Source organism: Actinomyces oricola, assembly GCF_004104015.1.
Lineage (GTDB): Bacteria > Actinomycetota > Actinomycetes > Actinomycetales > Actinomycetaceae > Actinomyces > Actinomyces oricola.
Genome location: NZ_RYFV01000018.1, coordinates 26871 through 48113 on the forward strand (window position 1 = coordinate 26871; position 21243 = coordinate 48113).

The 21243-nt window shown below is 70.8% G+C and carries 12 protein-coding genes and 1 pseudogene; 6 read left to right on the forward strand and 7 right to left on the reverse strand.

What is annotated here, in order from left to right:
• Window positions 1-207: 207 nt before the first annotated feature.
• From EUC46_RS13045 to EUC46_RS08245, 5 genes and pseudogenes are all read left to right on the forward strand, one after another.
• Window positions 208-2559 (forward strand): annotated as a pseudogene (locus EUC46_RS13045) (Ig-like domain-containing protein); the annotation flags it as partial.
• Window positions 2560-2692: 133 nt separating this feature from the next.
• Window positions 2693-5740 (forward strand): Ig-like domain-containing protein, encoded by a 3048-nt coding sequence (locus tag EUC46_RS13050; RefSeq protein ID WP_241655489.1) that lies wholly within the window; start codon window positions 2693-2695, stop codon window positions 5738-5740.
• Complete coding sequence (locus EUC46_RS08235) at window positions 5725-7080, forward strand: DUF58 domain-containing protein (protein WP_128773691.1); 1356 nt, start codon at window positions 5725-5727, stop codon at window positions 7078-7080. Before EUC46_RS13050 ends, EUC46_RS08235 begins: the two co-directional genes overlap by 16 nt.
• Window positions 7077-9353, forward strand: a complete 2277-nt coding sequence (locus tag EUC46_RS08240) for a transglutaminase-like domain-containing protein (RefSeq protein ID WP_128773692.1) — start codon at window positions 7077-7079, stop codon at window positions 9351-9353. The genes EUC46_RS08235 and EUC46_RS08240 overlap by 4 nt, the downstream gene beginning before the upstream one ends.
• A complete protein-coding gene (locus tag EUC46_RS08245; protein ID WP_164918789.1) occupies window positions 9350-10699 on the forward strand; it encodes an RDD family protein in 1350 nt (449 codons plus the stop codon). Before EUC46_RS08240 ends, EUC46_RS08245 begins: the two co-directional genes overlap by 4 nt.
• Window positions 10700-10819: 120 nt before the next feature.
• On the opposite strand, the gene EUC46_RS08250 is transcribed toward EUC46_RS08245, so the two are convergent.
• From EUC46_RS08250 to EUC46_RS08260, 3 genes are all read right to left on the reverse strand, one after another.
• On the reverse strand, window positions 10820-12292 hold the full coding sequence (locus tag EUC46_RS08250) for a serine/threonine-protein kinase (protein ID WP_128773694.1): 1473 nt from the start codon (window positions 12290-12292) through the stop codon (window positions 10820-10822).
• A complete protein-coding gene (locus EUC46_RS08255; protein ID WP_128773695.1) occupies window positions 12289-14706 on the reverse strand; it encodes an FHA domain-containing protein in 2418 nt (805 codons plus the stop codon). Before EUC46_RS08255 ends, EUC46_RS08250 begins: the two co-directional genes overlap by 4 nt.
• A gap of 88 nt (window positions 14707-14794) precedes the next feature.
• Window positions 14795-15535 (reverse strand): FHA domain-containing protein, encoded by a 741-nt coding sequence (locus EUC46_RS08260; protein WP_128773713.1) that lies wholly within the window; start codon window positions 15533-15535, stop codon window positions 14795-14797.
• Window positions 15536-15604: 69 nt separating this feature from the next.
• On the opposite strand from EUC46_RS08260, the gene EUC46_RS08265 reads away from it, so the two are divergent.
• The gene (locus tag EUC46_RS08265) at window positions 15605-16150 is read left to right on the forward strand and encodes a hypothetical protein (protein WP_128773696.1); all 546 of its coding nucleotides are present in this window, start codon (window positions 15605-15607) and stop codon (window positions 16148-16150) included.
• A 108-nt stretch (window positions 16151-16258) separates the two neighbouring features.
• On the opposite strand, the gene EUC46_RS08270 is transcribed toward EUC46_RS08265, so the two are convergent.
• Genes EUC46_RS08270 through rsmA form a run of 4 tightly spaced genes read right to left on the reverse strand, consistent with a single transcriptional unit; the run spans window position 16259 to window position 21241 of the window.
• Entirely contained in the window at window positions 16259-17317 is a 1059-nt protein-coding gene (locus EUC46_RS08270) for an acyltransferase family protein (RefSeq protein WP_164918790.1), read from the reverse strand.
• Window positions 17314-19329: an ABC-F family ATP-binding cassette domain-containing protein gene (locus EUC46_RS08275; RefSeq protein WP_128773698.1), complete on the reverse strand. Its 2016-nt coding sequence runs from the start codon at window positions 19327-19329 to the stop codon at window positions 17314-17316. Before EUC46_RS08275 ends, EUC46_RS08270 begins: the two co-directional genes overlap by 4 nt.
• Window positions 19329-20312, reverse strand: a complete 984-nt coding sequence (locus EUC46_RS08280) for a 4-(cytidine 5'-diphospho)-2-C-methyl-D-erythritol kinase (protein ID WP_128773699.1) — start codon at window positions 20310-20312, stop codon at window positions 19329-19331. The genes EUC46_RS08275 and EUC46_RS08280 overlap by 1 nt, the downstream gene beginning before the upstream one ends.
• A 2-nt stretch (window positions 20313-20314) precedes the next feature.
• Window positions 20315-21241, reverse strand: a complete 927-nt coding sequence (rsmA, locus tag EUC46_RS08285) for a 16S rRNA (adenine(1518)-N(6)/adenine(1519)-N(6))-dimethyltransferase RsmA (RefSeq protein WP_128773700.1) — start codon at window positions 21239-21241, stop codon at window positions 20315-20317.
• Between the last annotated feature and the right edge of the window lie 2 nt (window positions 21242-21243).

Sequence of the window (21243 nt, forward strand, 5' to 3'; positions counted from 1 at the left end):
CTGGTCTCCGACACGGCCGGCGCCACCGTCTCCAGTGTCAACACGACCCTGGTGGAATTCTCCTCGCGCACCCAGCTCACCCAGGGCATCTCGATCCACCAGGGCGGGGACCGCGTTGCCGCCGTCAACAGTACTGAGGGGACGGTCAGGGCCACCACGGTGGCGGCCGTCGGCTCGGTCATGAGCACCACCCCGGTGCTTCAGGGCATGCCGGGCGTGGTGGCCGTAACCGGCGTCGACGGGACCATCCACGCCGTCTCGGCCGACTCCGGCCAAGAGGCCACCGTGGCCCCCACGAACGCCGGCTGGGAGACTCCGACCATTGAGAAGGTGTCCCTGAGCGCGGGCACCGACCTGGCCATCACCGCCGTGGGCTCCCAGGCCGTCATCCTGGAACGGGGAACCGGTGTCGTTCACCTCCCCAATGGGAAGACCATCGCCCTGGATGAGCCGGGCCTGGCCATCCAGCAGCCCGGGCCCGAGGCCGATGCGGTGCTCCTGGCCTCCCGCACCGCCTTGTACTCGGTACCGCTGGACGGCTCTCCGGCCACCAAGACGGAGGCCTCTGAGTCCGGGACCGCGCCCGTGGGAGTGGCCGCCCAGCCGGTGCGCCTGGGCGGCTGCACCTATGCGGCCTGGTCCGGCTCCGGGCAGTTCCTGCGCCGCTGCGGCACAGACACCGAGATCCGCCACGACGAGGCCCTCGCCTCCTCCACCACCCCGGTTTTCCGAGTCAACCGCGACGCCATTATCCTCAACGACATTGCCACCGGCACGGTGTGGCTGCCCGACGAGGAGCTGGTGCTGCTGGACGACTGGACCGATGTGACGGCCCAGACCGACGACTCGGCCGAGACCAAGGACGACTCCGCCGAGACCAGCGACTCCCAGTCCCCGCCCGAGCGCACCGAGGAGAACCACGCCCCCGAGGCCAACGACGACACCTTCGGGGTGCGCCCCGGGCGCTCCACCCTGCTGCCGGTCCTGGCCAACGATTCCGACCCCGACGGCGACGTCCTCACCGCCGTGCCCGGGGACGCCGGTTCCACGGCGAGCGTGACCACCGCCCAGTCCGGTCTGGCCCTGCGCCTGGACGTCCCCGCTGACGCCACCGGCACCATTACCGTGCCCTACACCGCCGACGACGGCCGGGGCCTGAGCGATTCCGCCGTTGCCACGGTGGAGATCCGCGACTGGAGCCTCAACGGCGCCCCCGAGCAGCAGAGCACCCCCACCTTGACCATTGCCGAGGGCGCCTCGGGCTCGCTGGACGTCCTCGGGCAGTGGCTGGACCCCGACGGGGACTCCATCTACCTGGTCTCCGCCCAGGGGGAGGGCTTCGACGTTAAAACCTCCAATGAGGGCACCGTCACTGTGCGCGACACCGGCGCGGGCATTGGGGTGCGCACCGTGACCATCACCGTCTCCGACGGGCAGGAGACCGCCACCGGCGTGGTCAATGTCGATGTGCAGTCCGCCGACACGGCCGTGCCGCTGGCCAATGCCGACCACGTGCGCGTGGTGGCGGGCAGCGAGACCATTATCTCCCCGCTGGACAATGACTCCTCCCCCACCGGTGAGGAGCTGCGCCTGGCCGGGGTCAGTGAGGCCCCGGTGGGCACGACGGTTGACGTCGACATGCAGGCCGACGTGCTCACCTTCCTCTCCGAGCAGCCCCAGACCTACTACCTGACCTATGACGCCATTGTGGGCGCCGCCACCTCCCAGGGCGTGATCCGCGTCGACGTCGTTGAGCGCTCAGACCCCTCGGTGCCCCCGGAGGTCGAAGTCGACACCGCCCTGCTGCGCGACGGCGGATCAACCACTATCGCCCCCCTGGCCAACGACTTCGACCCTGCCGGCGGCGTCCTGGTCCTCCAGTCCGCCAACGCCCCGGCGGACTCGGGCATTACGGTGACAGTGGTGGACCACTCCCTGCTCCAGATCACCGCTGCGGGCCCGGTCGCCGGCGGTCAGTCCTTCGAGTACACGGTCTCCAACGGCACCGCCACCGCCACCGGCAAGGTCGATATTGTGCCAGTGGCCTCCTCCGAGCTGCAGCTGCCCGTCGTGGGCGACGACACGGCCGTGGTGCGCGTGGACGACGTCGTCACCGTCTCGGTGCTCGACAATGACTCCTCGCCCTCGGGGTTGAGCCTGTCGGTGGTCCCCGAGCTGGAGTCGACCGGTGAGAGCCTGGGCACGGCCTGGGTCTCGGAGAACTCGGTCCGCTTCAAGGCGGGCCAGACCCCGGGACGCACCACGCTGATCTACACCATTAAGGACACCAGCGAGCAGACGGCCTCCGGGAGCCTGGTCATTGAAGTACGCGCCCGCGACGACGCCGCGAACACCGCGCCCATGGCCCAGAGCCTGGAGGCGCGCACCGTCGCCGGTTCACCGGTGGCCGTCACCGTCCCACTGGACGGAATCGACGCCGACGGCGACTCGGTGACCCTGGTGGGCCTGGCCCAACCCCCCGCCCAGGGGGTGGTGGAGATGAGTTCCTCATGGCTGACCTACACCCCCACCGAGGGCGCCGCGGGCCCGGACACCTTCACCTACCAGGTTCAGGACCGCTTCGGCGCCCAGGCCACCGGCACCGTGCGCGTGGGCGTGGCCGCCGCCGCCTCCACCAATACCCCGCCGGTGGCCGCCAACGACCTCGTCGTCGCCCCCCCCGGGACGAACCGTGGCCGTGGATGTGCTCTCCAACGACCTGGATGCCGACGGCGACCCCCTGAGCCTCGACGGCACCCCAACCTCCGACGCCGCCGAGCTGGGCGTGTCGGTGCGCGAGTCCATGGTCCTGCTGACCCTGCCCTCCGACGAGGGCGTCTACTCGGCGCAATACACCGTCTCAGACTCCCGCGGGGGCACCGACACCGGCACCCTCACCGTCCAGGTGCTCCGCGACGCCCCCCTGCTCAATCCGGTGGGCGTGGATGATTACGTAACCCTGGAGCAGGTCGACGCCAACGGCCAAGTCACGGTCCCGGTCCTCGACAATGACATCGACGCCGACGGCACTCCCTGGGACCTGACCGTGAGCACCTCCGAGCCGGGCGTGGAGGTGGTCGACCAGACCATTCACCTGGCGGTCGAGGATGAGCAGCGGATGGTGCTGTACACGGTCACCGACGCCGACGGTCTGACCGGCTCGGCCGTCGTCATTGTGCCCGCCCGCTCAGACCTGCGCCCTCGGCTCAATGCCGCCACCGTGCCCGTGACCGTCCCGGCGGACACCACCACCGACGTCCCCCTGAAGAGCCACATCCTGACCCGTGCGGGCACCGCCCCGGTCATTAACGACGCCTCGACCATCTCCCTGGGGACGGGCATTGACCGCGCTGACCTGGCCGACGGCGGCACCACCGTGCGCCTGACCCCCACCGCCGGGTTCACCGGCCGGACCTCGGTGACCTTCGAGGTCGCCGACTCAACCGGCTCCGACGCCCTGGTCTCAACCCTTACCCTGCCCATCACCGTGAGCTCGACGACCAACACCCCACCGGTGTTCACCCCCACCGAGATCTCAGTGGCCGCCGGCGAGGCGCCGGTAACGGCGGACCTGGCCGCTATGACCCGGGACGCCGACAAGGACACGCTGACCTTCAGCATTGGCGAGGCCCCCAGCGGCTTCAGTGTCTCCCTGGCCGGTTCAGTGCTGTCGGTGGCGGCCGCCGACTCCGCGTCGATGGGGACCACCGGCTCGCTGCCGGTCACCATTAACGACGGCGTCACCGACCCCGTGGAGAGCACGATCCCGCTGCGGGTGACATCCTCGACCCGCCCCCTCATGACCTCGGCGCCCATCACCCTGACCTCCGACGGCTCACCGGTGAGTGTTGACGTCTCCACCCTGGTGACCAACCCCTTCCCCGGCCAGGGCGTAACCCTCTCGGGCAAGCCGCAGGTCACCAGCGGCCAGGGGACGGTATCCGCCTCGGGAACCACGGTGACCATCTCCCCCACCAAGGGCTACCACGGCCGCGTCGTGGTCCAATACCGTGTGCTCGACGCCACCGGCAGCGAGTCGCGCGCGGTCAGCGGCCTGATCACCGTATCCGTCGCCGCCGTCCCCGGGGCGCCGATCGGGGTGCGCGCCAAGCCCGCCGGCGCCACCACCATGGTGGTGAGCTGGACGCCGGGACCGGACAATGGCTCGCCGATCATCGGCTACACCATTACCGAGACCGGCGGCGCCGGCACCTGGACCTGCATGGCCACCGTGTGCGGGGCCACGGGTCTGACCCCTGGCGGCACCTACTCCTTCCAGGTGGTGGCGCACAACGCCTCCGGGGACTCCCCTCCCTCCGCCGCGTCAACGCCCCAGACCCTGTCGGTGACCCCCGATGTTCCCTCAGCGGTGCAGCTCAGCGGCCAGGCGGGCGCCGTGCGCGCCACCTGGCAGGCGGTCAGCCCCATTGAAGGGGTGAGCATCAGCTATGAGGTCCAGTTGCGCGCATCGGGCTCCGGTGAGGTGGTGGCCACGCGCGTGGTGACCGGCACCGAGGCGGTCTTCTCGGCTCCCGCGGTGACCGTCGGCTCCTCCTACCGGGCCGTGGTCCGTGCCGTGCCCAGCGCCGGCACGCCCTCGGCGTTCTCCTGGCAGTCCAACGACGCCTCCCCCTACGGCAAGCCCGGGGCGCCGGGGGCGCCGCAGGTGGAGGCCGTCTCCGGAGGGGTGTCGCTGAGCTGGGCCGCCGCCGCCGCCAACGGCGCACCGGTGTCCTACCAGGTGACGGTCTCCGGGGACGCCTCCAAGACCGTTGACGCCGCCGGGTCGACCTCCGCCACCATCGCCCTGTCCCCCGGCAGCTACACCTTCACGGTGACCGCCACGAACTCCGCCGGGTCCTCGACCTCCTCGGCCACCTCCTACCGCGTCACCGCCACCCCCCTGGAGCCCTCCACGCCGGTCGTCTCCGCGACCGGGGTCAATGGGCAGGTGCGGGTGACGACCCCGGCGACCGCCCGGGCCGGCAATGGCTGGCACACCAACGAGTTGACCGTGCAGTACTCCGTCGACGGCGTCCACTGGACGGAGGCCCTGACCTTCGACGGCCTGACGGACGGCTCGCCGGTCACCGTCCAGGCCCGAGTCGTGGGCTCTGATGGGGGCGCGCAGGTGGCCTCCGGCGCGGTCTCCGCCACGGCGGTCTCCCCCTATGGGCCCCCCTCGACGCCCACGGTCAGCTGCGCGGTCAATGGCCAGCAGGTGGACTGCATGTGGTCCGCCGGCGCCTCCGGGGGGCTGCCGACCAGCTACGAGCAGGCCACCTCCAGCGATGGCGCCAACCTGGCCCCCCTGTCCCCGGGCCAGACCGCGAGCTTCAACCCGGGTGTGGGCAACACCGCCACCTGGTGCGTGCGGGCCACCAACTCCGCTGGGCAGACCCCGTGGGCCTGCGCTTCGGGAACCGTCCAGGGGGTTGTCCCAGTGGGCACCGTGAAGACCTTCTGGATCGACACCGACTCCCCCGACGCCGTGTGCTCCCAGCAGGACCTCAATGAGACCGGCTACCCCGCCAACAGCTGCTGGCGCCTCGTTATCGACATTGAAGGGATGAACCCCAACAGCACGGTCAGTTGCTCCTACGTCTACCATGTACCGAACACTGGGGCCAATCCCACCTATCAGGAGGATGTCGCGCTCGACGGCGACGGCGAAGCCCACAAGGTCTTCCCCCACCGTTCCCGCACCCCCAACTCATCGGTGAAATGCACGCAGAAGTAAGTACCTCGCGCCGTCGGCGCTCAACTCCCCGCCCATCCCGTACCCGCTTCGCGACGGCCGCCCTGCGCGCAACCGTCAACGGTGGGGTGTCCGCCGTAAGGGCGCTGGCCGGTATTGCGCGGGGCGCCGCGGCACGGCTGCGCCCCGCCGGTGCGCGCGCCCTGCAGAAGTTGGCCCCCTCAACCTCCCGGGTGCGCCGGAACCTGGGGCTGGTCACACCCACCGGCTGGTCCTGCCTGCTGCTCCTGGGGGCCTGCGCCACGGCCGGCCTGCGCCTGGGCTGGCAGGAGGCTTGGAGCGCCACCGCAGTGCTGGCCATTGTTGTGCTCACGGCCGGGCTATGGCTCATTCCGCGCGGCGGGCACCGGGTGCACCATGAGCTGCTTGAACAGCGGGTGACCGTGGGCGACCACGCCCTACTCCGGGTGACGGTGACCAACCCCCGTAATCGGCCCCTGCTGCCCGCACGCATGGAACTGCCAGTGGGGCCCCACGCCGCTGTCTTCGCCGTCCCCACGCTGGGCCCCGGGGAGGAGCACGACTGGGGCTTCGTCCTGCCCACCGAGCGCCGTGGCGTCATTACCGTGGGGCCGGTGATTTCGGTAACACGCGACCCGGTGGGGCTGCTGCGCCACGAGAGGACGCGCACCAGCTCCCAGCTGGTTCACATCCATCCCCGTACCCTGCGCCTGGGATCAGTCCTGCGCGGCATACTGCGCGACCTGGAGGGCGCTGTCACCCAGGACCTGTCCAGCTCGGACGTGTCCTTCCACGCCCTGCGCGACTACGTGCCCGGCGACGACCGCCGCAACGTTCACTGGAAGACCACCGCCCGCACCGGGCGCCTCATGGTCCGCCAGTTCGAGGAGACCCGCCGCTCCAGTCTCATTGTGGCCCTATCGACTCGACCCGAGGACTATGCCGGGGAGGAGGACTTCGAAACCGCCGTGTCAGTGGCCTGTTCGATTGTCCTCGACGGGATCCTGGACAACCGTGAGGTGCGTTTCCTGACCCAGACCGACGCCCTGCCCACCACCACCCCGCTGCGGCTCCTGGACGCCTCCTGCCTGCTGAAGCTCGACGCCACTGAGACCTGCGACGAACTGGTGCGCCAGGCCGCCGTCGCCCATCCTGACGCCTCGGTCATTGTCCTGGTCACTGGCCAGGACTGCCCCGACGCCCAGCTCGTGCGCTCCAGGATCCTCACCCCGGTGTCCATGGTCATGCTGGCGCTGTCCTGCGGCGCCCGCCCCCTGTCCCGCCGTCGTCTCAGCTCCTTGGACGTGGTCGACCTCGACCGACTCGAGCAGCTCCCCCTGGCCCTCAGGAGGATGTCATGACGTCTGCCTCCTCTCGGCGCCCCAGTGCCGCACCCCGGGGCGCCGCCGCGGTTGTTGAGCTGGGGATCGTCCTGGCCCTGGTGCTCGTGGGCTCGCTGCTATTCGGCCCCCTGTTCGAGGGCGGCACCGGGGTGCTGGTGGCGACCGGGGCCGCCGGCCTGGGCCTGGTCGTCGGCATGGTCTCGGCGTGGACTCGGCTCTCGGTGCTGCCGACCATGGCCGTCACCGGCCTGGTTCATATTCTGGCGGCGCCGTGGCTGCTGCCGGACCTGAGCCCGGGCACCGACGCGCTGTTCGATGTCCTGGCCGGCACCATCACCGTGTGGAAGGACGCGCTGACGCTGCCGCTGCCGCTGAGTTCCTTCACCGCCATGACCATCCTACCGTGGCTGACGGGGCTGTGCTCCACTGTGATTGCCTGCCGCCTGGTCATGGCGGGGCGCGAGCACCTGGGGGGCCTGTGCGCCCTGACGATACCCGTGGTGGCGATCGTCTGGGGCGGGCGGACCACGGTCATGCCCACGGTGCTCGGCCCGGTTCTCATTGCACTGACCCTGGCCCTGTGGGCGGCCGCCTCTCTGCGGGTGCGCCAGGGGCGCGTCGCCGAGGCCATGGAGAACCGTGACACCGGGCTGCGCCGCGCCGGGGTGCGTGGCGGCGTCACCGCGACGCTGCTGCTCCTGACCGCGGCCCTGGTGGCCGCGGTGGCGGCCCCGGTGACGCCGACGGCCCGCACGGTCCTGCGCGATGTCTTCGAGCCGCCCCTGGACCTGACTGAGTACGCCAGTCCCCTGTCCCTGGTGCGGACCCTGGAGACGGACCTGGCGCGCACTGAGCTCATGACCGTCAGCGGCCTGCCCTCGGGGGCCCGCATCCGCATAGCCTCCCTGGACGCCTACGACGGCTTGACGGCCCGCATCGGTGAGGACACCGGCGGGGCCGCCCGGTTCCAGCACGTGGGTGAAACCACCACCCTGGCCGCGGTGGCCTCCGACCGCGCCGTCCCGGTGACCTTCACCATTGGGGACTACTCCTTCCCCTGGGTGCCCACCGTCTCCGATACGGCCACCATCGCCACCAAGGGCCCCAGATCCACGGCGCTGCGCGAGACCCTTTACCATGACGCCGCGTCAGCGACGGTGATCGTCACCGCCGGGCTGAGCACCGGGGATGTTCTGTCTGAGCAGGTGGTGCCCGCGGCAGTGCCCGCGGACCCCAAGCTTGAGACCCTGACCCTCTCGCGCGTCTCCTTGGGGGCGATCGAGCAGGTTCCCTCCTCGGTGTCGGCCCTGGCCACTGAGATCATTGGTTCGGAGTCTCAGCCGCTGGCGCAGATCCGCGCTCTCCAGCAGGCGCTGCGCACCGGCTACTACTCCGATGGCACCAAGAGCCCGTCGCCGTCCGGCCATGGCGCGGCCCGCATGGCCTCCATGGTGGGGGCGGACTCCTTGGTCGGTGACGACGAGCAGTACTCGGTGCTCATGATGCTCATGTGCCGCTCGGTGGGGATCCCCGCCCGGGTGGTCATGGGGTTCAAGCCGGCCACCGACGGCGACGCCGGCGATATTACCGGCGAGGACGTGAGCGCCTGGGTTGAGATCCCCTTCGAGGGCGCCGGATGGGTGCCCTTCGACGTCACCCCCGACCGCGACCAGGTCCCCCAGCAGCAGACCACGCAGCAGGTCTCCAACCCCGAGCCGCAGGTGCTTCAGCCGCCTCTGCCGCCCCAGGATCCGGCCAAGCTCCCACCGGTCTACGAGGACCAGGAGGGCCAGGGCGACGAGGATGAGAGCCCCTGGCGCCTTCCGGTGTGGCTGGTGGCCGTCGTCGGCTCCGTGCTGACCCTCCTCATACTCGTTGCGCTTATCCTGGGGCTCAAGGCGCTGCGCCGGGCCAGGCGCCGACGACGCTCGGGGATCGAGTCGACCCTGGGCGCCTGGAATGAGATTGTCGACCACGCCAGTGATCTGGGATGCTCAGCGGTAGCCGGGGCGACCCGGCGTGAGGCGGCGCAAACGTACTCCGTGCGCTTCCCCACCGCCGACCTCCCCCGTTTCGCTCACGCCATTGACGCCCGGGTGTTCGGCGCCGGGGAGCCCACTGCTCGCATGAACTCCGAGCTGTGGGGCTCTGCTGACGCCATTGTGCGGGCAATGGGCGCCGACCGTTCCCGGTGGCAGCGCCTGGCGGCCCGCTTGTCCATCCGCTCGCTGCTTCGCCCCGCAGGACGACGCGGGGGCGGGCGCCGCCCATGGAGGAGAATCCGATCATGACCTCTTCACCGCGCCCTCCACGACACCGCTCCGATGCCTCTTGGGCACTTCAGACGGCGCCGACCACGGCGCGGGCGCTGGCCGGGGTCATTGATCTTCTTCTTGCGCTGGTGCTGTCCGCCGGGCAGGCCGTGGTTCTGCACCTGTTGGGCATGTCTTGGGCATTCGGCATTGTGATCGCTGTCATTATTGTGACGCTGGCGCGCCTGACCATGGTGGGTTTGTCCGGCTGGTCGCCCGGCGGCAAGGCGCTGGGCGTGCGCCTGGTCAATGCCCGCACGGGGAAGCCCTCCATGATGGGGGCCTTCCTGCACATGGACATCACCGTGGTACTCCTGCTGTCCACGCTCGGCCTGGGGGCGATCTGGCTCATGCGCTCCGCGGCCTCCGATCCCAGTGGCCGAGGATGGCACGACCACCTGGCTGAGATGATGGTGGTGTCCTCCCGCAAGGCACGGCCGGCCCGGGTGCAGCAGGGTCAGCAGGTGCCAACGATTTCACGCCCCACCGAGGACTGGACTCCGGAAGTCTTCTCCCCCGACCGGTTCTCCTTCACCTCACCGAGTTCGCCCCAGACGGCGCGCACCTTCGACTCCGGGGCCATGATCCCGCCTCCGGAGCAGGAGCAGGCGATCATTGACTCGGTGCCCTGGTCGAGCGTGCCCGTGCCATTGGACGACGACACCACCGACATTCCTGCAGTGGTGCCCGTCCAGCGGCGTCAAAGGCGGCGGGCCGTCAGCCATGAGGCCCCCGCGTCGCCGCAAGCCCTGGAGACCCCATATGCCCTCGGGGCCCCACAGGCTCCCGCGACCCCACAGGTCGTGGAGACCCCGCAGGCCCCCGCGACCCCACAGGCCCTGGAGACTCCACAGGCCCCCGCGACCCCGCAAGCCCTGAAGGCCCCGCAGGCCCCCGAGGCCCCATATGCCCCGGAGGCTCCGGCGACCCCGGCACCGAAGGCCGCTGAGACCATGACGAATCCGCCTGCAGCCGGTGCCTCGCGCGTGCGCCGCTCCATTGGGGTGCACCTGGTGCCGGTCAGCGGCGGCGAACCCATCCTCCTGGTGCGGCCGGCGGTTGTGGGGCGCGACCCGGACAATATTTCCCTGTACCCCGACGCCGTCCCCATCGCCCTGGCCGATCCTGAGCGATCAGTGTCCAAGACCCATGCGGCGCTCGCCCCCACGCTGGACGGGGTGTGGGTCACGGACCTGCACTCCACCAATGGCACCCGCATAGAGCAGCGCAACCGCACGGTCGCGGCCACACCCGATGTGCCCGCCCCCGCCCTGGGCGGCGCGGTGATTCGTTTTGGGCGCACGGCCTACCGCGTCGAGGTCTGAGGCCCGCACGGCCCTCCACCGGTCACCGGGCCGAATCCCGGCGCGCTGCCCCGAATCCCGCCGCGCTCCATTGAGGATCCTGCTGTCGGGGCTGTCAGGATGTCTCATGACGTCGGGCTGTCAGGGGGTGTCGACGCAGGCGGTGACCGCCGCCGAGGACCTGCCGTCGTCCCTGACGCCATAGACCTCAATGCAGGTGCGCCCTGAGCGGGCCGAGAGGGTCACCTCCGTGGTCTTCGTGGTCTCCAGCTTGGTCTCCTGTCCCGGCACGATCTCCCGGTAGAGATAGCTTCCCTCCCAGTCATCGGCGGGAGCCTCCCAGGTGAAGGTCACGGCACCATCCTGTCCCAGCTCGCCCGCCAGGTTGCGCGGCGGGTCGGCCTGAGAGGCCAGGGGGTCGATTGTTCCCGGGGAGATAGTGGCGAATGTGGGCGACGGGCGGGTAATGTTCTTGTCGCGCGCCAGGAGGATGGCGCCGCCAACGAGTGCGGCGGTCACAATGGTGGCCACCACGGCGAGCACCGTGCGGCCGCGCCGGGCGCGGCGGTTCCAGGGGCTTTCCTCCTCCTCGTCCTCATCGTCGTCGAGCGCCGTGATCGTCCGGCCCGAGGCCCGGGGGCCACCGGCGTCCACGACCGGCTGCTCCACCCGGTTGAACACCCCCAGTCGAGTGGCGGAGCCGTCTTCGCCCTGCTCCTCCTCACTGGGCTCGGTGCCGGCCTCCTGGAGCAGGTCCACGGTGGTGATCGGCAGGTCGAGTTCGGCCTCGACCTGCTGGAGGGCGCGAGCGAAGGCCAGGGCGCTCCCGTAGCGGTTCTCCGGCCGCTTATCCATGGCAATGGACAGCACCCGCTGCAAGGATGGCGGGGCGTCCTGCCGAGTCAGAGGCGTCAAAGGCTCATTGACGATCCTGCGGGAGAGCTCGTAGATGTCGAGGCTCCTGCCGTCGCGCGGCTCGAAGGGGCTGCGCCCGGTGAGCATGGCGTAGGTGGTGGCCCCCAAGGAGTAGACGTCCGAGGTGGGTCGGGCCGTACGGCCGCCCACAAGCTGCTCGGGCGGCGCCCAGGGCACGCTCATGCCGCGCAGCTCCTGGTCTCCGTCGGGCACGCTCATGGCCGAAATGCCGAAATCGGCGAGCACCGGGCGCCGATAGGTGGTGAAAAGAATGTTGGCGGGTTTAATGTCGCGGTGAATGATGCCGGCCCGGTGGGCGGTCTCCACCGCCCCGGCGATCTGGATGGCCGTGCTCAGGGCATTTTGGACACTGAGGGTCCCCCGGCGCAGAACCGTCTCCAACGACGGCGGGGGGCAGTACTCCATGACGAGAAAAGGGCGCCCGTCAGCAGCCACCCCCGCCCCGTAGATGGAGAGAATGGCGGGGTGGGTCGACACCTTCGCCATGAGGTTCGCCTCATGCTCGAATCCTGAAGTCGCCCGACCGGCGACGTCAACATTGGTGACCTTGACCGCAACCTCACGGCGCGGCATGTGCTGCTCATAGAGGTAAACGGTTGAGTATCCGCCGGCCCCCAGGCCGCGCACATGCGTGAACCCGGCGATCACCGGAGGCGCACCGCGCCGATCCGTTGTCACGGAAGATTCTCCAGGATAAGCGACTGGCCGTCGCCCAAGTCGAGAATGTCACCGCTGCGGAGCAGGGCCGGCTCAGTCCTCGATAGGCGAATCGGGGCGGCGCCCTCACGTATGAGTACCGTCCCATTGGCATTCGAGAGGTCCTGGGCCAGCACCGACCACTCATCGACGTCAATGAGGACGTGATTGCGTGAAATCAGGTGCTCAGGGGAGGGCACGCTCATAATGCGCGGAGGCATGCCCGTGCATGTCCGCACGTCGCCGGCCGTCGGATCACGGCCGACCAGCACCGGGCCGGAGAGCTCCAGGCTCTGCCCGGCGGAGGAGACCACACGCCCCAGTGGTGGACAGGGGCAGGGCCGGGCAGGGCGGTTGAGGTCTCGACCGCACACGCGACAGTTGGTGTAGTTCGTGGGATTGGGGTGCCCCTGCGCGCAGACGGCGGAAAGCACCATCCGCACCTGAGCCGCTTCTGACGGGCCGACCTCCACAGGAGAGCCACCGGAGGCTGCGGCCGCCAGGGGGGCGAGTTCGGCGACAAGGTCTTCAGGCAGGCCGGCGACCGTGTGCCCATCGTGGTCGCCGGGGCGGTCGGCCCTGGGATCGGGGGCTCCCGGACGAGGGACGTCAGCTGCGTCAAGGAACCCCGGCGAGGCGCCGGCACCGTGCGCGAACGCCGCCGAGTCACCCGGGCTCGCCGGGGAGGCGGGCGTGGGCATCCTAATGCCGTAGACGGGCGTCGGGACCGCCTCGGCCGGGCTCGACTCCATGACTCCCGATCTCACCGCACCGTACGCAAGGGACCCGGTGGCCTGGGCCGGACTCGAGGCGGGGGCGGGCCGCGCCTCGGCAGCAGGGGCGAACGAAGTCATGAAGGCCTCAGCGGGACTGGGCGAGGAGGCCGGTGTGGGCCTCTGCACCTCGACGGTGGGAGCGATCTCGTCCCAGGACACGCCCCCAAGGGCCCCGCCGCCTCCAGGGGCTTCGGAGGCCCCGGAAGCGTCGGCCTCAGCCGGCTCGGCCGGGCTGGTCGGGGAAACCGGCGTGGACACCGGGAATCCATGGGCCGGGACATAGGCGACGGACTCGGCCGGGCTGGTCGGGGAAACCGGCGAGACCTCCTCAGCCGCCGCACCCTCACCGGACTCAGCGGCACTATCAGCCTCAGCCGCCCCAGAAGCATCAAAAACCTCAGAGACTCCGGAAACGTCGGCCTCAGCCGGCTCGGCCGGGCTGGTCGGGGAAACCGGCGTGGACACCGGGAATCCATGGGCCGGGACATAGGCGACGGACTCGGCCGGACTGGTCGGAGAAACCGGCGAGACCTCCTCAGCCGCCGCACCCTCACCGGGATCAGCGGCACCATCAGCCTCAGCCGCCCCAGAAACCTCAGAGACTGCGGAAGCATCAGAGGCCCCGGAAGCGTCGGCCTCAGCCGGCTCGGCCGGGCTGGTCGGGGAAACCGGCGAGACCGCACTCACCCCTGCCGCAGGGGACTCGGCCCCAATAGCCGCTGAGGCCCCGGAGATCTCAGTGGACTCAGGGGCCTCAGCGGACTCGGCAGGACTGGAGGGGGAAGTCGGTGTGGGCACCCGCGTCTGAGCAGCGGGGGCGAGCGTAATCTCGGAGACCTCGGCGGGGCTCGAGGGCGAAGCAGGCGTGGGCGCTTTCACATCAACGGCTGGTGCCGCGGAACCTCCACCCGTCTCGCCCCCACCAGCCTCAGCAGAGCTGGGCGGGGACGTCGTTGTGGGCACCCCAACGCTGTGGGCCGGCCAGTAGGGCGACTCGGTCAGGCCCGGTGAGATGGCCGGCGTCGTCGGCGCTCGCAGGCTGTGGCCGGGGGGGCGGGACGTCCCGGCCGGGCTCGGTGGCGGGGCCGGGGCTTTGGCGTCGTCGTCGTTCCTCAGGGCGCGCCGGGTAGCGCTCCGGCGCCCCGCCTGACGCCGGGCGCCGATCGGGCGCCCCAGCAGCACCATGCAGGCGCCCACGACGGCGTCGGCGGCGGGCCGCAGGACAATGCGCGGGCTCTCCTCGGAGGTGCGCAGACGCACCGAGGGGGTGCCGCGCACGGCGGCTTCGCGCCAGGTGATCACGCCGCGAGCGTCAAGGGTTTCCCCATCAAGCTCGACAGTGACCTCCCCGCGCAGGGCGAGCCGGATGGCGCCCTCGGCGTCAGGGGCCACGAGGACGAAGTCCGGTATGGATCCCAGGCGACCGCCCATTCCCATTACGAATTCATCAAGGACCGTCGTCAGCGTGCCCTCGCTGGACCGCAGCAGAGTCCAGAGCCGCTCCACCAGGTCCATGGGGACGCTCGGCGGCAGAAGCATCGCCCCGCGGGGCGTGATTACCGCCGTCCACGGGCCTTCAGCCCACCGGACCCCACTCATCAGCTCAAGACCGACTGTCATGCTCCTCCACCTCCGAACACGCCTGCCCGAGAACGCAGCAGACACCTGAGAACCCGACCGACTCTTTCATAGCACGAGCGCGTCCACCTTACGAACCGATAACGCACACACCATCGCCGAAGTATGCGTGACGCCCATGGCGAACGAAGAGCGGTTGACCCGGGTCAATGCGGTGAACACCCCACTCATTCTCCACGTGGGTGCCATTGGTCGAGTCCAGGTCAGTGATCATGACCCCATGCAGAGTGGGGACTAGAAGCGCATGAGTCTTGGACACCGAGGAGTCATCGACCAGGATGGGGACGAGCCGGGCGTCGGGGTGCGAGGCGATCTGACTGGGTTGGCGCCCCACGACGGTGGGCCCTGTCAGGGCAATGAGGACCCCGTCACACACCAGGCTGCAGGCCGTGCCAGAGGCGGCGGCCGACGACAGCATCACTGTGCCGGCGAGGCGGTCGAGCCAGCTGCGCTCCCTGCCTTTAAAGACAATGCGCAGGAAGAAGACCAGGGGGGCGATGCCCGCTGTCGCCGCTGTCGCCAGCACCAGGAGAGCCGCCCGGTAGATGGCCGCCCACCCGGGGCGCGCCCCCTGGCGTGAAACGCGGCGCAGCCGCACCCCGGCAATGGCGTCGCCGGGGGTGGCGCCGGTCAGCGCCTGAAGGAGCACCATGACCGCGAGTGTGGCAATCACCATGGCCGCGCACCCCAAGGCCCCCCATCGAAGGGTGAGCACCGCCACGAGGACCACCACAACGGTGTCTGCGAGCACCGCAATGACTCTTCGTGCCCTGGAAGCGGGCAGGAAGACAGAATGACGCTCGTCAACCATCACAGGGTCAGCATAGTGAGGCCTGTGAGCGATATCCTCCATAGGAAGTCCCCACGAGTAGGAGGAACGATGAAGATCGCGGTCAGTCCAGACCCCGAGCACTGGGTCGTGATCCCATCCTTCCCGCCACCGGGTTGGGCCCGGGAGGAGGCCCGCAGACGCGCCTACCTCCTGGGCGTCACCAGCCCTTTGTGGCGCAATGAGTTCGAATCGCTCCTTGGCGACCTGCTCACGGTGGAGCGCACGGAGAGCCTGGCGCGACTGCTTCACGCCCACAGCGTGAGGGACAAGCCCTTCGTCGTCGACATGAGTCTCCTGCGCGCGGGCGACAATGGCACCAAGGAGGGGCGACGTCGCACACAGATGGGATTGGTCACAGACCTGCTTCCGGGGGCGACGCCGCAGCGCCTCCGCCCGGGCCCTAATATGGCCGGCTTCTCCGCCTTCTCACCCTCAGGGGACATCCAGGGGCTCGTGGTTCTGCGCATGGCCGGGCTGCCAACCGTTCCCGTGGACCTGCTCATGCGCCTGTGGGGCGCCCAGGCCGATGACATTGCCCCGCACCTGAGCGCCATTGTGGCCCTGGCCCGCCAAGTGGCCCCTCTGGAGCACTGAGCCATGCCCCGGCGGGGGCGCGGCCGGGTGGGGGGGCCGTTGCGGTGCCGGCCCCCAGCACACGCGCGCGCCCGGCGGGGCGCGGCCGGGCGACTTGCCCGCCGGGGCTCAATAGAGCCGTGCCAGGAAGCGCAGCCGCGGGTGCGCCGAGAGCCTGACCAAGGCCACTGCCAGGGCCCCGGAGATGACGGTGACGGCCAGGAACCCCCGCACGCCGGCGGAGGACTCCAGCGAGTAGCCCAGAAGCGCAATGACCGCGTAGTGGATGAAGTACATGAGGCTGCCGGTGTTGCGGGCCAGGATCTGGCCGCGGACCGGCTGGGATGGTCTCCACGCCACCAGCAGGCTCATGACTGCCGGCACGAACACCGCCAAGCACAGGTAGCTCGTGCTCACCGGCAGGCTGAGGTCGGCCCCCAGGTGGAGGGCGCGGCGCAGGACGCCCTCGACGAGCATTCCGCCCATGGCCAGCACGGCCAGGGCCAGTGCCGGCCGCACCCGCCAGCCGCCCTCACGCCCGATCCAGGCGCCCACGGCAACGAAGGCGCTGCCCGTGAATAAGCCGTCGCGCGGAGCCATGGCCACCGCGTCGAGCAATTCCAGGCACCGGGCGGGCAGCCCCGCCATCCCGGTGGCCGGCAAGAGGCCGGAGTCCAGGGCGCAGTAGAGGACGATGCCCAGCAGGTAGACGGCGAGCAGGACCAGGGCGAGGGTGGTGGCCGACCAGCGCCTGAGGCCGCACGCGACAACAGCGATGCCCACGGCGCAGGCCGGCAGGTACCACAGGTGGGTGTCGCCACCGGTGAGCACCAGGCGAACGAGCGCCGTGGCCGTCAGTGGGGCGGGCCGGTCCCTGACAATGACCGGCAGGTACAGCAGGCACCAGATGAGGTAGAGCTGGGCCAGGCGCGTGAGTTGGCGGCGCACGGGGGGCCGTTCGCGACGGAAGAGCAGGTAGCCGGAGATCGCCAGGTACAGGGGCACGGCCAAGCGCCCCAGCACGATCGTCACATAGACGTCCACGTGCGGGGCCAGATGACCCAAGGGCGCGGTGTGAATCCAGATGACCAGTAGAGCCAGGACGGGTTTGACCAGGTCGAGGCCGGGCAGGAGGCCCGCGCGCCCACCGCTGGCCGGTGCGGGCGCGGCCGATGGGGACTGTCTCACTCCAGCTCCTCGGCCACCTGGAGCCACTGCTCCTCCAGGGCGTTGTGGTCGGCCTGGGCCGCCGCGAGTTCGCGGCCCAGGCCGGCGAGCTCGTCAATGCGGGCCGGGTCCGCTGAGACGGCCTCCACGCGGGCGTGCAAGGCGTCGATGGCGGCGGTGGCCTTGGCCATCTGACGTTCAATGCGGGCCAGGTTCTTCGTCGCCTCACGCCGTTGCGCCCCGGTGAGCCCCACCGGCGCGTCACCGCCCGTGGGGGCACCGCCTCCCCCGGCCGTCTCACCGGCGACTGCGGGCCCCGCAATGCCGGCCGCGCGCGAGCCCCGGCCGTCGTGGCCGCTTCGGGCGCCCCGGTCATCCCCTGGGCCCCCGGCCGTTCTGGTGGCCCCATTGGTGCGCCCCGCGGTGGTCTGCGCCCCTGTGGATATCCCCCGCCCCTGGCGCCGCAGTTCCAGGTACTGCTCGACGCCACCGGGCAGGTCCCGCACAGTGCCGTCGCCCAGGAGAGCGACCTGGTGGTCGGTGACCCGCTCCAGGAGGTAGCGGTCGTGGGAGACGACGACCAGTGTGCCGGGGAAGGAGTCGAGAATGTCCTCGACGGCGGCGAGCGTGTCGGTGTCCAGATCGTTGGTGGGCTCGTCCAGGAGCAGCACATTGGGTTCGGTCATGAGCAGGCGCAGCAGTTGGAGGCGCCTGCGCTCGCCGCCGGAGACCTCGCCCACGCGGGTCCAGGCGCGTTGGCGGGTGAAACCGAGCCGCTCAACAAGCTGGGCGGCGGTCAGCTCTTTGCCGCCCACGCTCACCCGCTCCCCCACCATGGCCACGGCCTCGACCACCCGCTTGTCCGCCAGGGCGTCGAGCTCGTGGGTGGACTGGGATAGGGCCGCCACCTTGACGGTCTTGCCGCGCACGACCCGCCCGCCACTGGGCTCCTGGACGCCTTCGAGCAGCCGCAGCAAAGTGGTCTTCCCGGCCCCATTGGCGCCAATGACGCCAACCCGCTCCCCGGGGGCCAGGCGCCAGGTCACTTTCCGTAGAACCTGGCGCCCGCCCTGTGAGCCTTGGGCGCCCCCGGGCGCCGGATAGCGCACGCTGACATCCTCCAGGTCCAGGACTCGCTTGCCCAGACGGGCGGTGGCCATGGCTACGAGCTCAACAGAGTCCCTGGGGGGCGGGACGTCGGCGATGAGGGTCTCGGCGGCCTCCACGCGAAAACGCGGCTTGGAGGTGCGGGCGGGCGCCCCGCGGCGCAACCACGCAAGCTCCTTACGCAGCAGGTTCTGGCGCTTCTCAGCGGCCAGGGCGGCCTGCCGGGCGCGCTCGGCACGGGCCAGGACGTAGGCGGCGTAACCGCCGTCGTAGGTCTCAATGCGCCCGGGCACCTGCCTGCGCCCTCCGCCCGGGTCGATCCCGGGAACCACCTCCCACACGTTGGTGCACAGGGCGTCGAGGAACCAGCGGTCGTGGGTGACCACGACCAGTGCCCCGCGTCCGGGGCGCCTGCCGCCGAAGCGGGCGCTCAGATGCCCGGCGAGCCAGTCCACGCCCTCGACGTCGAGGTGGTTGGTGGGCTCGTCGAGGATCACGACTTGTGCGGGCGCCGTGAGCACGGCGGCCAGGTGGACGCGCCGGCGCTGCCCGCCGGAGAGGGTACTCACTGCCGCGCCCATGTCCAGGTCCCCGAGGAGGCCGGCGTGAATGTCGCGCACGGCGGTCTCCGAGGCCCACACGTGCTCGGGCACATCCCCGTGGATGGCCTGGACCACGGTGGCATGGGGATCGAGTTCGTCGGACTGCGGCAGCAGAACCAGGCGCAGACCGCCGGTGCGGGTCACGCGCCCGCCCTCGACCTCGCGCAGGCCCGCCAGGGCGGCCAGGAATGTGGACTTGCCCGCGCCGTTGGGTCCCAGCACCCCCACCCGGGAGCCGTCCTCAATGCCCAGGGTGACGCCGTCCAGAAGGACGCGGGACCCGGCCGTAATCCGCAGGTCCTCAACACCGAGCAGGTGCGCCATTAGCCCACCACCCGGGCACCGGCCACCGGGGCGTCGGCCCGCAGGACGCCGGCGCACGCTCCGGAATGGTCCAGGGCCTGGGCCACGGCCTGGGCGGTGGCGGCGTCGGGCACCAGGGCGGCGACTGTGGGGCCCGACCCGGAGATAATGGCGCGCAGGGCACCGGCGTCCTGGGCGAGGGCAATGACCCGGGCCAGTTCGGGGCGCAGGGACAGGGCGGCCGGGGCGAGGTCGTTGTGGAGCGCGGCGGCCAAGGCGGCGGTGTCGCCGGCGCGCAGGGCCGCGGTCATGCGCTCGGGGACGGGCTCGGTGGCGGGGGCGGCCCCGCGGCCGGCGGCCAGCTCGTCGAAGCGCCGGAAGACCTTGGGGGTGGACAGACCCCGGTTCTGGAGGGCGAAGACCCACTGGTAGGTGCCACGGGTCATGAGGGGACTGAGCCTGTCCCCGCGCCCCTGCCCCAGGGCGGTGGCGCCGACGAGGGGGAAGGGGACGTCGGCGCCCAGGCGTGCGGCCAGCTCTATGAGCTCGGTGGCCTCCAGGCCGGTGCCCCACAGGGTGTTGCAGGCCAGCAGGGCGGCGGCGGCGTCGGCTGAGCCCCCGGCCATGCCCCCGGCGACGGGGACGCGCTTGCGCAGGAGCAGGTCGACGCCCTCGGTGACACCGGTGGCCTCGGCCAGGAGCCGGGCTGCGCGCACGGCGAGGTTGCGTTCGTCGGTGGGGACGGCGGGCCCCTCCTCCAGGGTCAGGGTGATGGCGCCGTGGGCGTCGCGGGCCTGGCGGCGGGCGGTGACGGTTTCAATGAGGCGCACCGCCTGGAAGACGGTGGTCAGCGGGTGGTAGCCGTCGGCGCCGGGGGCCCCGCAAGACAGGAAGAGGTTGACTTTGCCGGGGGCCTCGACGCGCACCGTGGTGGCGGTGCCACTGCGGCTGGGCTGTCGGGGGGGCTCGTCCCCGGTTCCGGGGATGGCGCGCAGATGGCTCATGGCTACTCCTGGGCGGGCGCGGACAGGGTTGCTAACTCCTGGGCGAGTGCGGCGAAGGCACGGATGTCAAGCCTCTCCCCGCGCAGCCCGGGGTCAATGCCGGCGGCGCGGATGGCGGCCTCGGCCCGCTCGGGACTGCCCGCCAAAGGGGCGAGCGCCTTGCGCAGGGTCTTGCGGCGCTGGGCGAAAGCAGCGTCGACGACGGCGAAAACCTGCTCGCGGGTGGCGGTGGTGGCCGGAGGGGTGCGGCGGGTGAGTTCGACCAGGGCGGAGTCGACATTGGGCGCCGGCCAGAAGACGGTGCGGCCAATGGTGGGGCCGCGGCGGGCCGCGGCGTACCAGGCGGTCTTGGCGCTGGGGATGCCGTAGGTGCGTGAGCCCGGGGGCGCGGCGAGGCGGTCGGCGACCTCCGCCTGGACCATAACGGTGGCGCTGACCAGACCGGGCAGGGCGGCCAGGAGGGTCAGGAGCACCGGGACGGCAACGTTATAGGGCAGGTTGGCGACCAATCTGGTGGGTTGGGGGGCGTCCTGCGCCAGGTGCAGCGCCTGGGGGCCGGTAATGGTCAGGGCGTCCGCGCACACCACGTGGAGGCGCCCGGCGGCCCGCTCCATGCGGTCGGCGACCGTCACCGGTAGGGCACGGGCCAGCAGGGGGTCGATCTCGACGGCGACCACGTTCGCCCCGGTCTCCAGGAGGGCCAAGGTCAGGGACCCCAGTCCGGGCCCGATCTCCAGGACGGTCTCACCGGGTTGGACTCCCGCGTAGCGGGCAATACGGCGCACCGTGCCGGCGTCGTGGACGAAGTTCTGCCCCAGGGCCTTGGTGGGACGAATGCCCAGGGCCGTCGATAGGTCGCGCACCTGCGTGGGCCCCAGCAGGCCGGTGCCGGCCGGGCCTTGCTCGGAGGGCGCGATGGTGTTGGGCATGG

Bases quoted from the DNA above. Each gene is read 5' to 3' on its own strand.
- EUC46_RS08280 (WP_128773699.1), bottom strand. From the start codon at position 20,312: ATGAGCCATCTGCGCGCCATCCCCGGAACCGGGGACGAGCCCCCCCGA.
- EUC46_RS08255 (WP_128773695.1), bottom strand. From the start codon at position 14,706: ATGACAGTCGGTCTTGAGCTGATGAGTGGGGTCCGGTGGGCTGAAGGC.
- EUC46_RS08265 (WP_128773696.1), top strand. From the start codon at position 15,605: ATGAAGATCGCGGTCAGTCCAGACCCCGAGCACTGGGTCGTGATCCCA.
- EUC46_RS08245 (WP_164918789.1), top strand. From the start codon at position 9,350: ATGACCTCTTCACCGCGCCCTCCACGACACCGCTCCGATGCCTCTTGG.
- EUC46_RS08235 (WP_128773691.1), top strand. From the start codon at position 5,725: ATGCACGCAGAAGTAAGTACCTCGCGCCGTCGGCGCTCAACTCCCCGC.
- EUC46_RS08240 (WP_128773692.1), top strand. From the start codon at position 7,077: ATGACGTCTGCCTCCTCTCGGCGCCCCAGTGCCGCACCCCGGGGCGCC.
- EUC46_RS08275 (WP_128773698.1), bottom strand. From the start codon at position 19,329: ATGGCGCACCTGCTCGGTGTTGAGGACCTGCGGATTACGGCCGGGTCC.
- EUC46_RS08260 (WP_128773713.1), bottom strand. From the start codon at position 15,535: ATGGTTGACGAGCGTCATTCTGTCTTCCTGCCCGCTTCCAGGGCACGA.
- rsmA (WP_128773700.1), bottom strand. From the start codon at position 21,241: ATGCCCAACACCATCGCGCCCTCCGAGCAAGGCCCGGCCGGCACCGGC.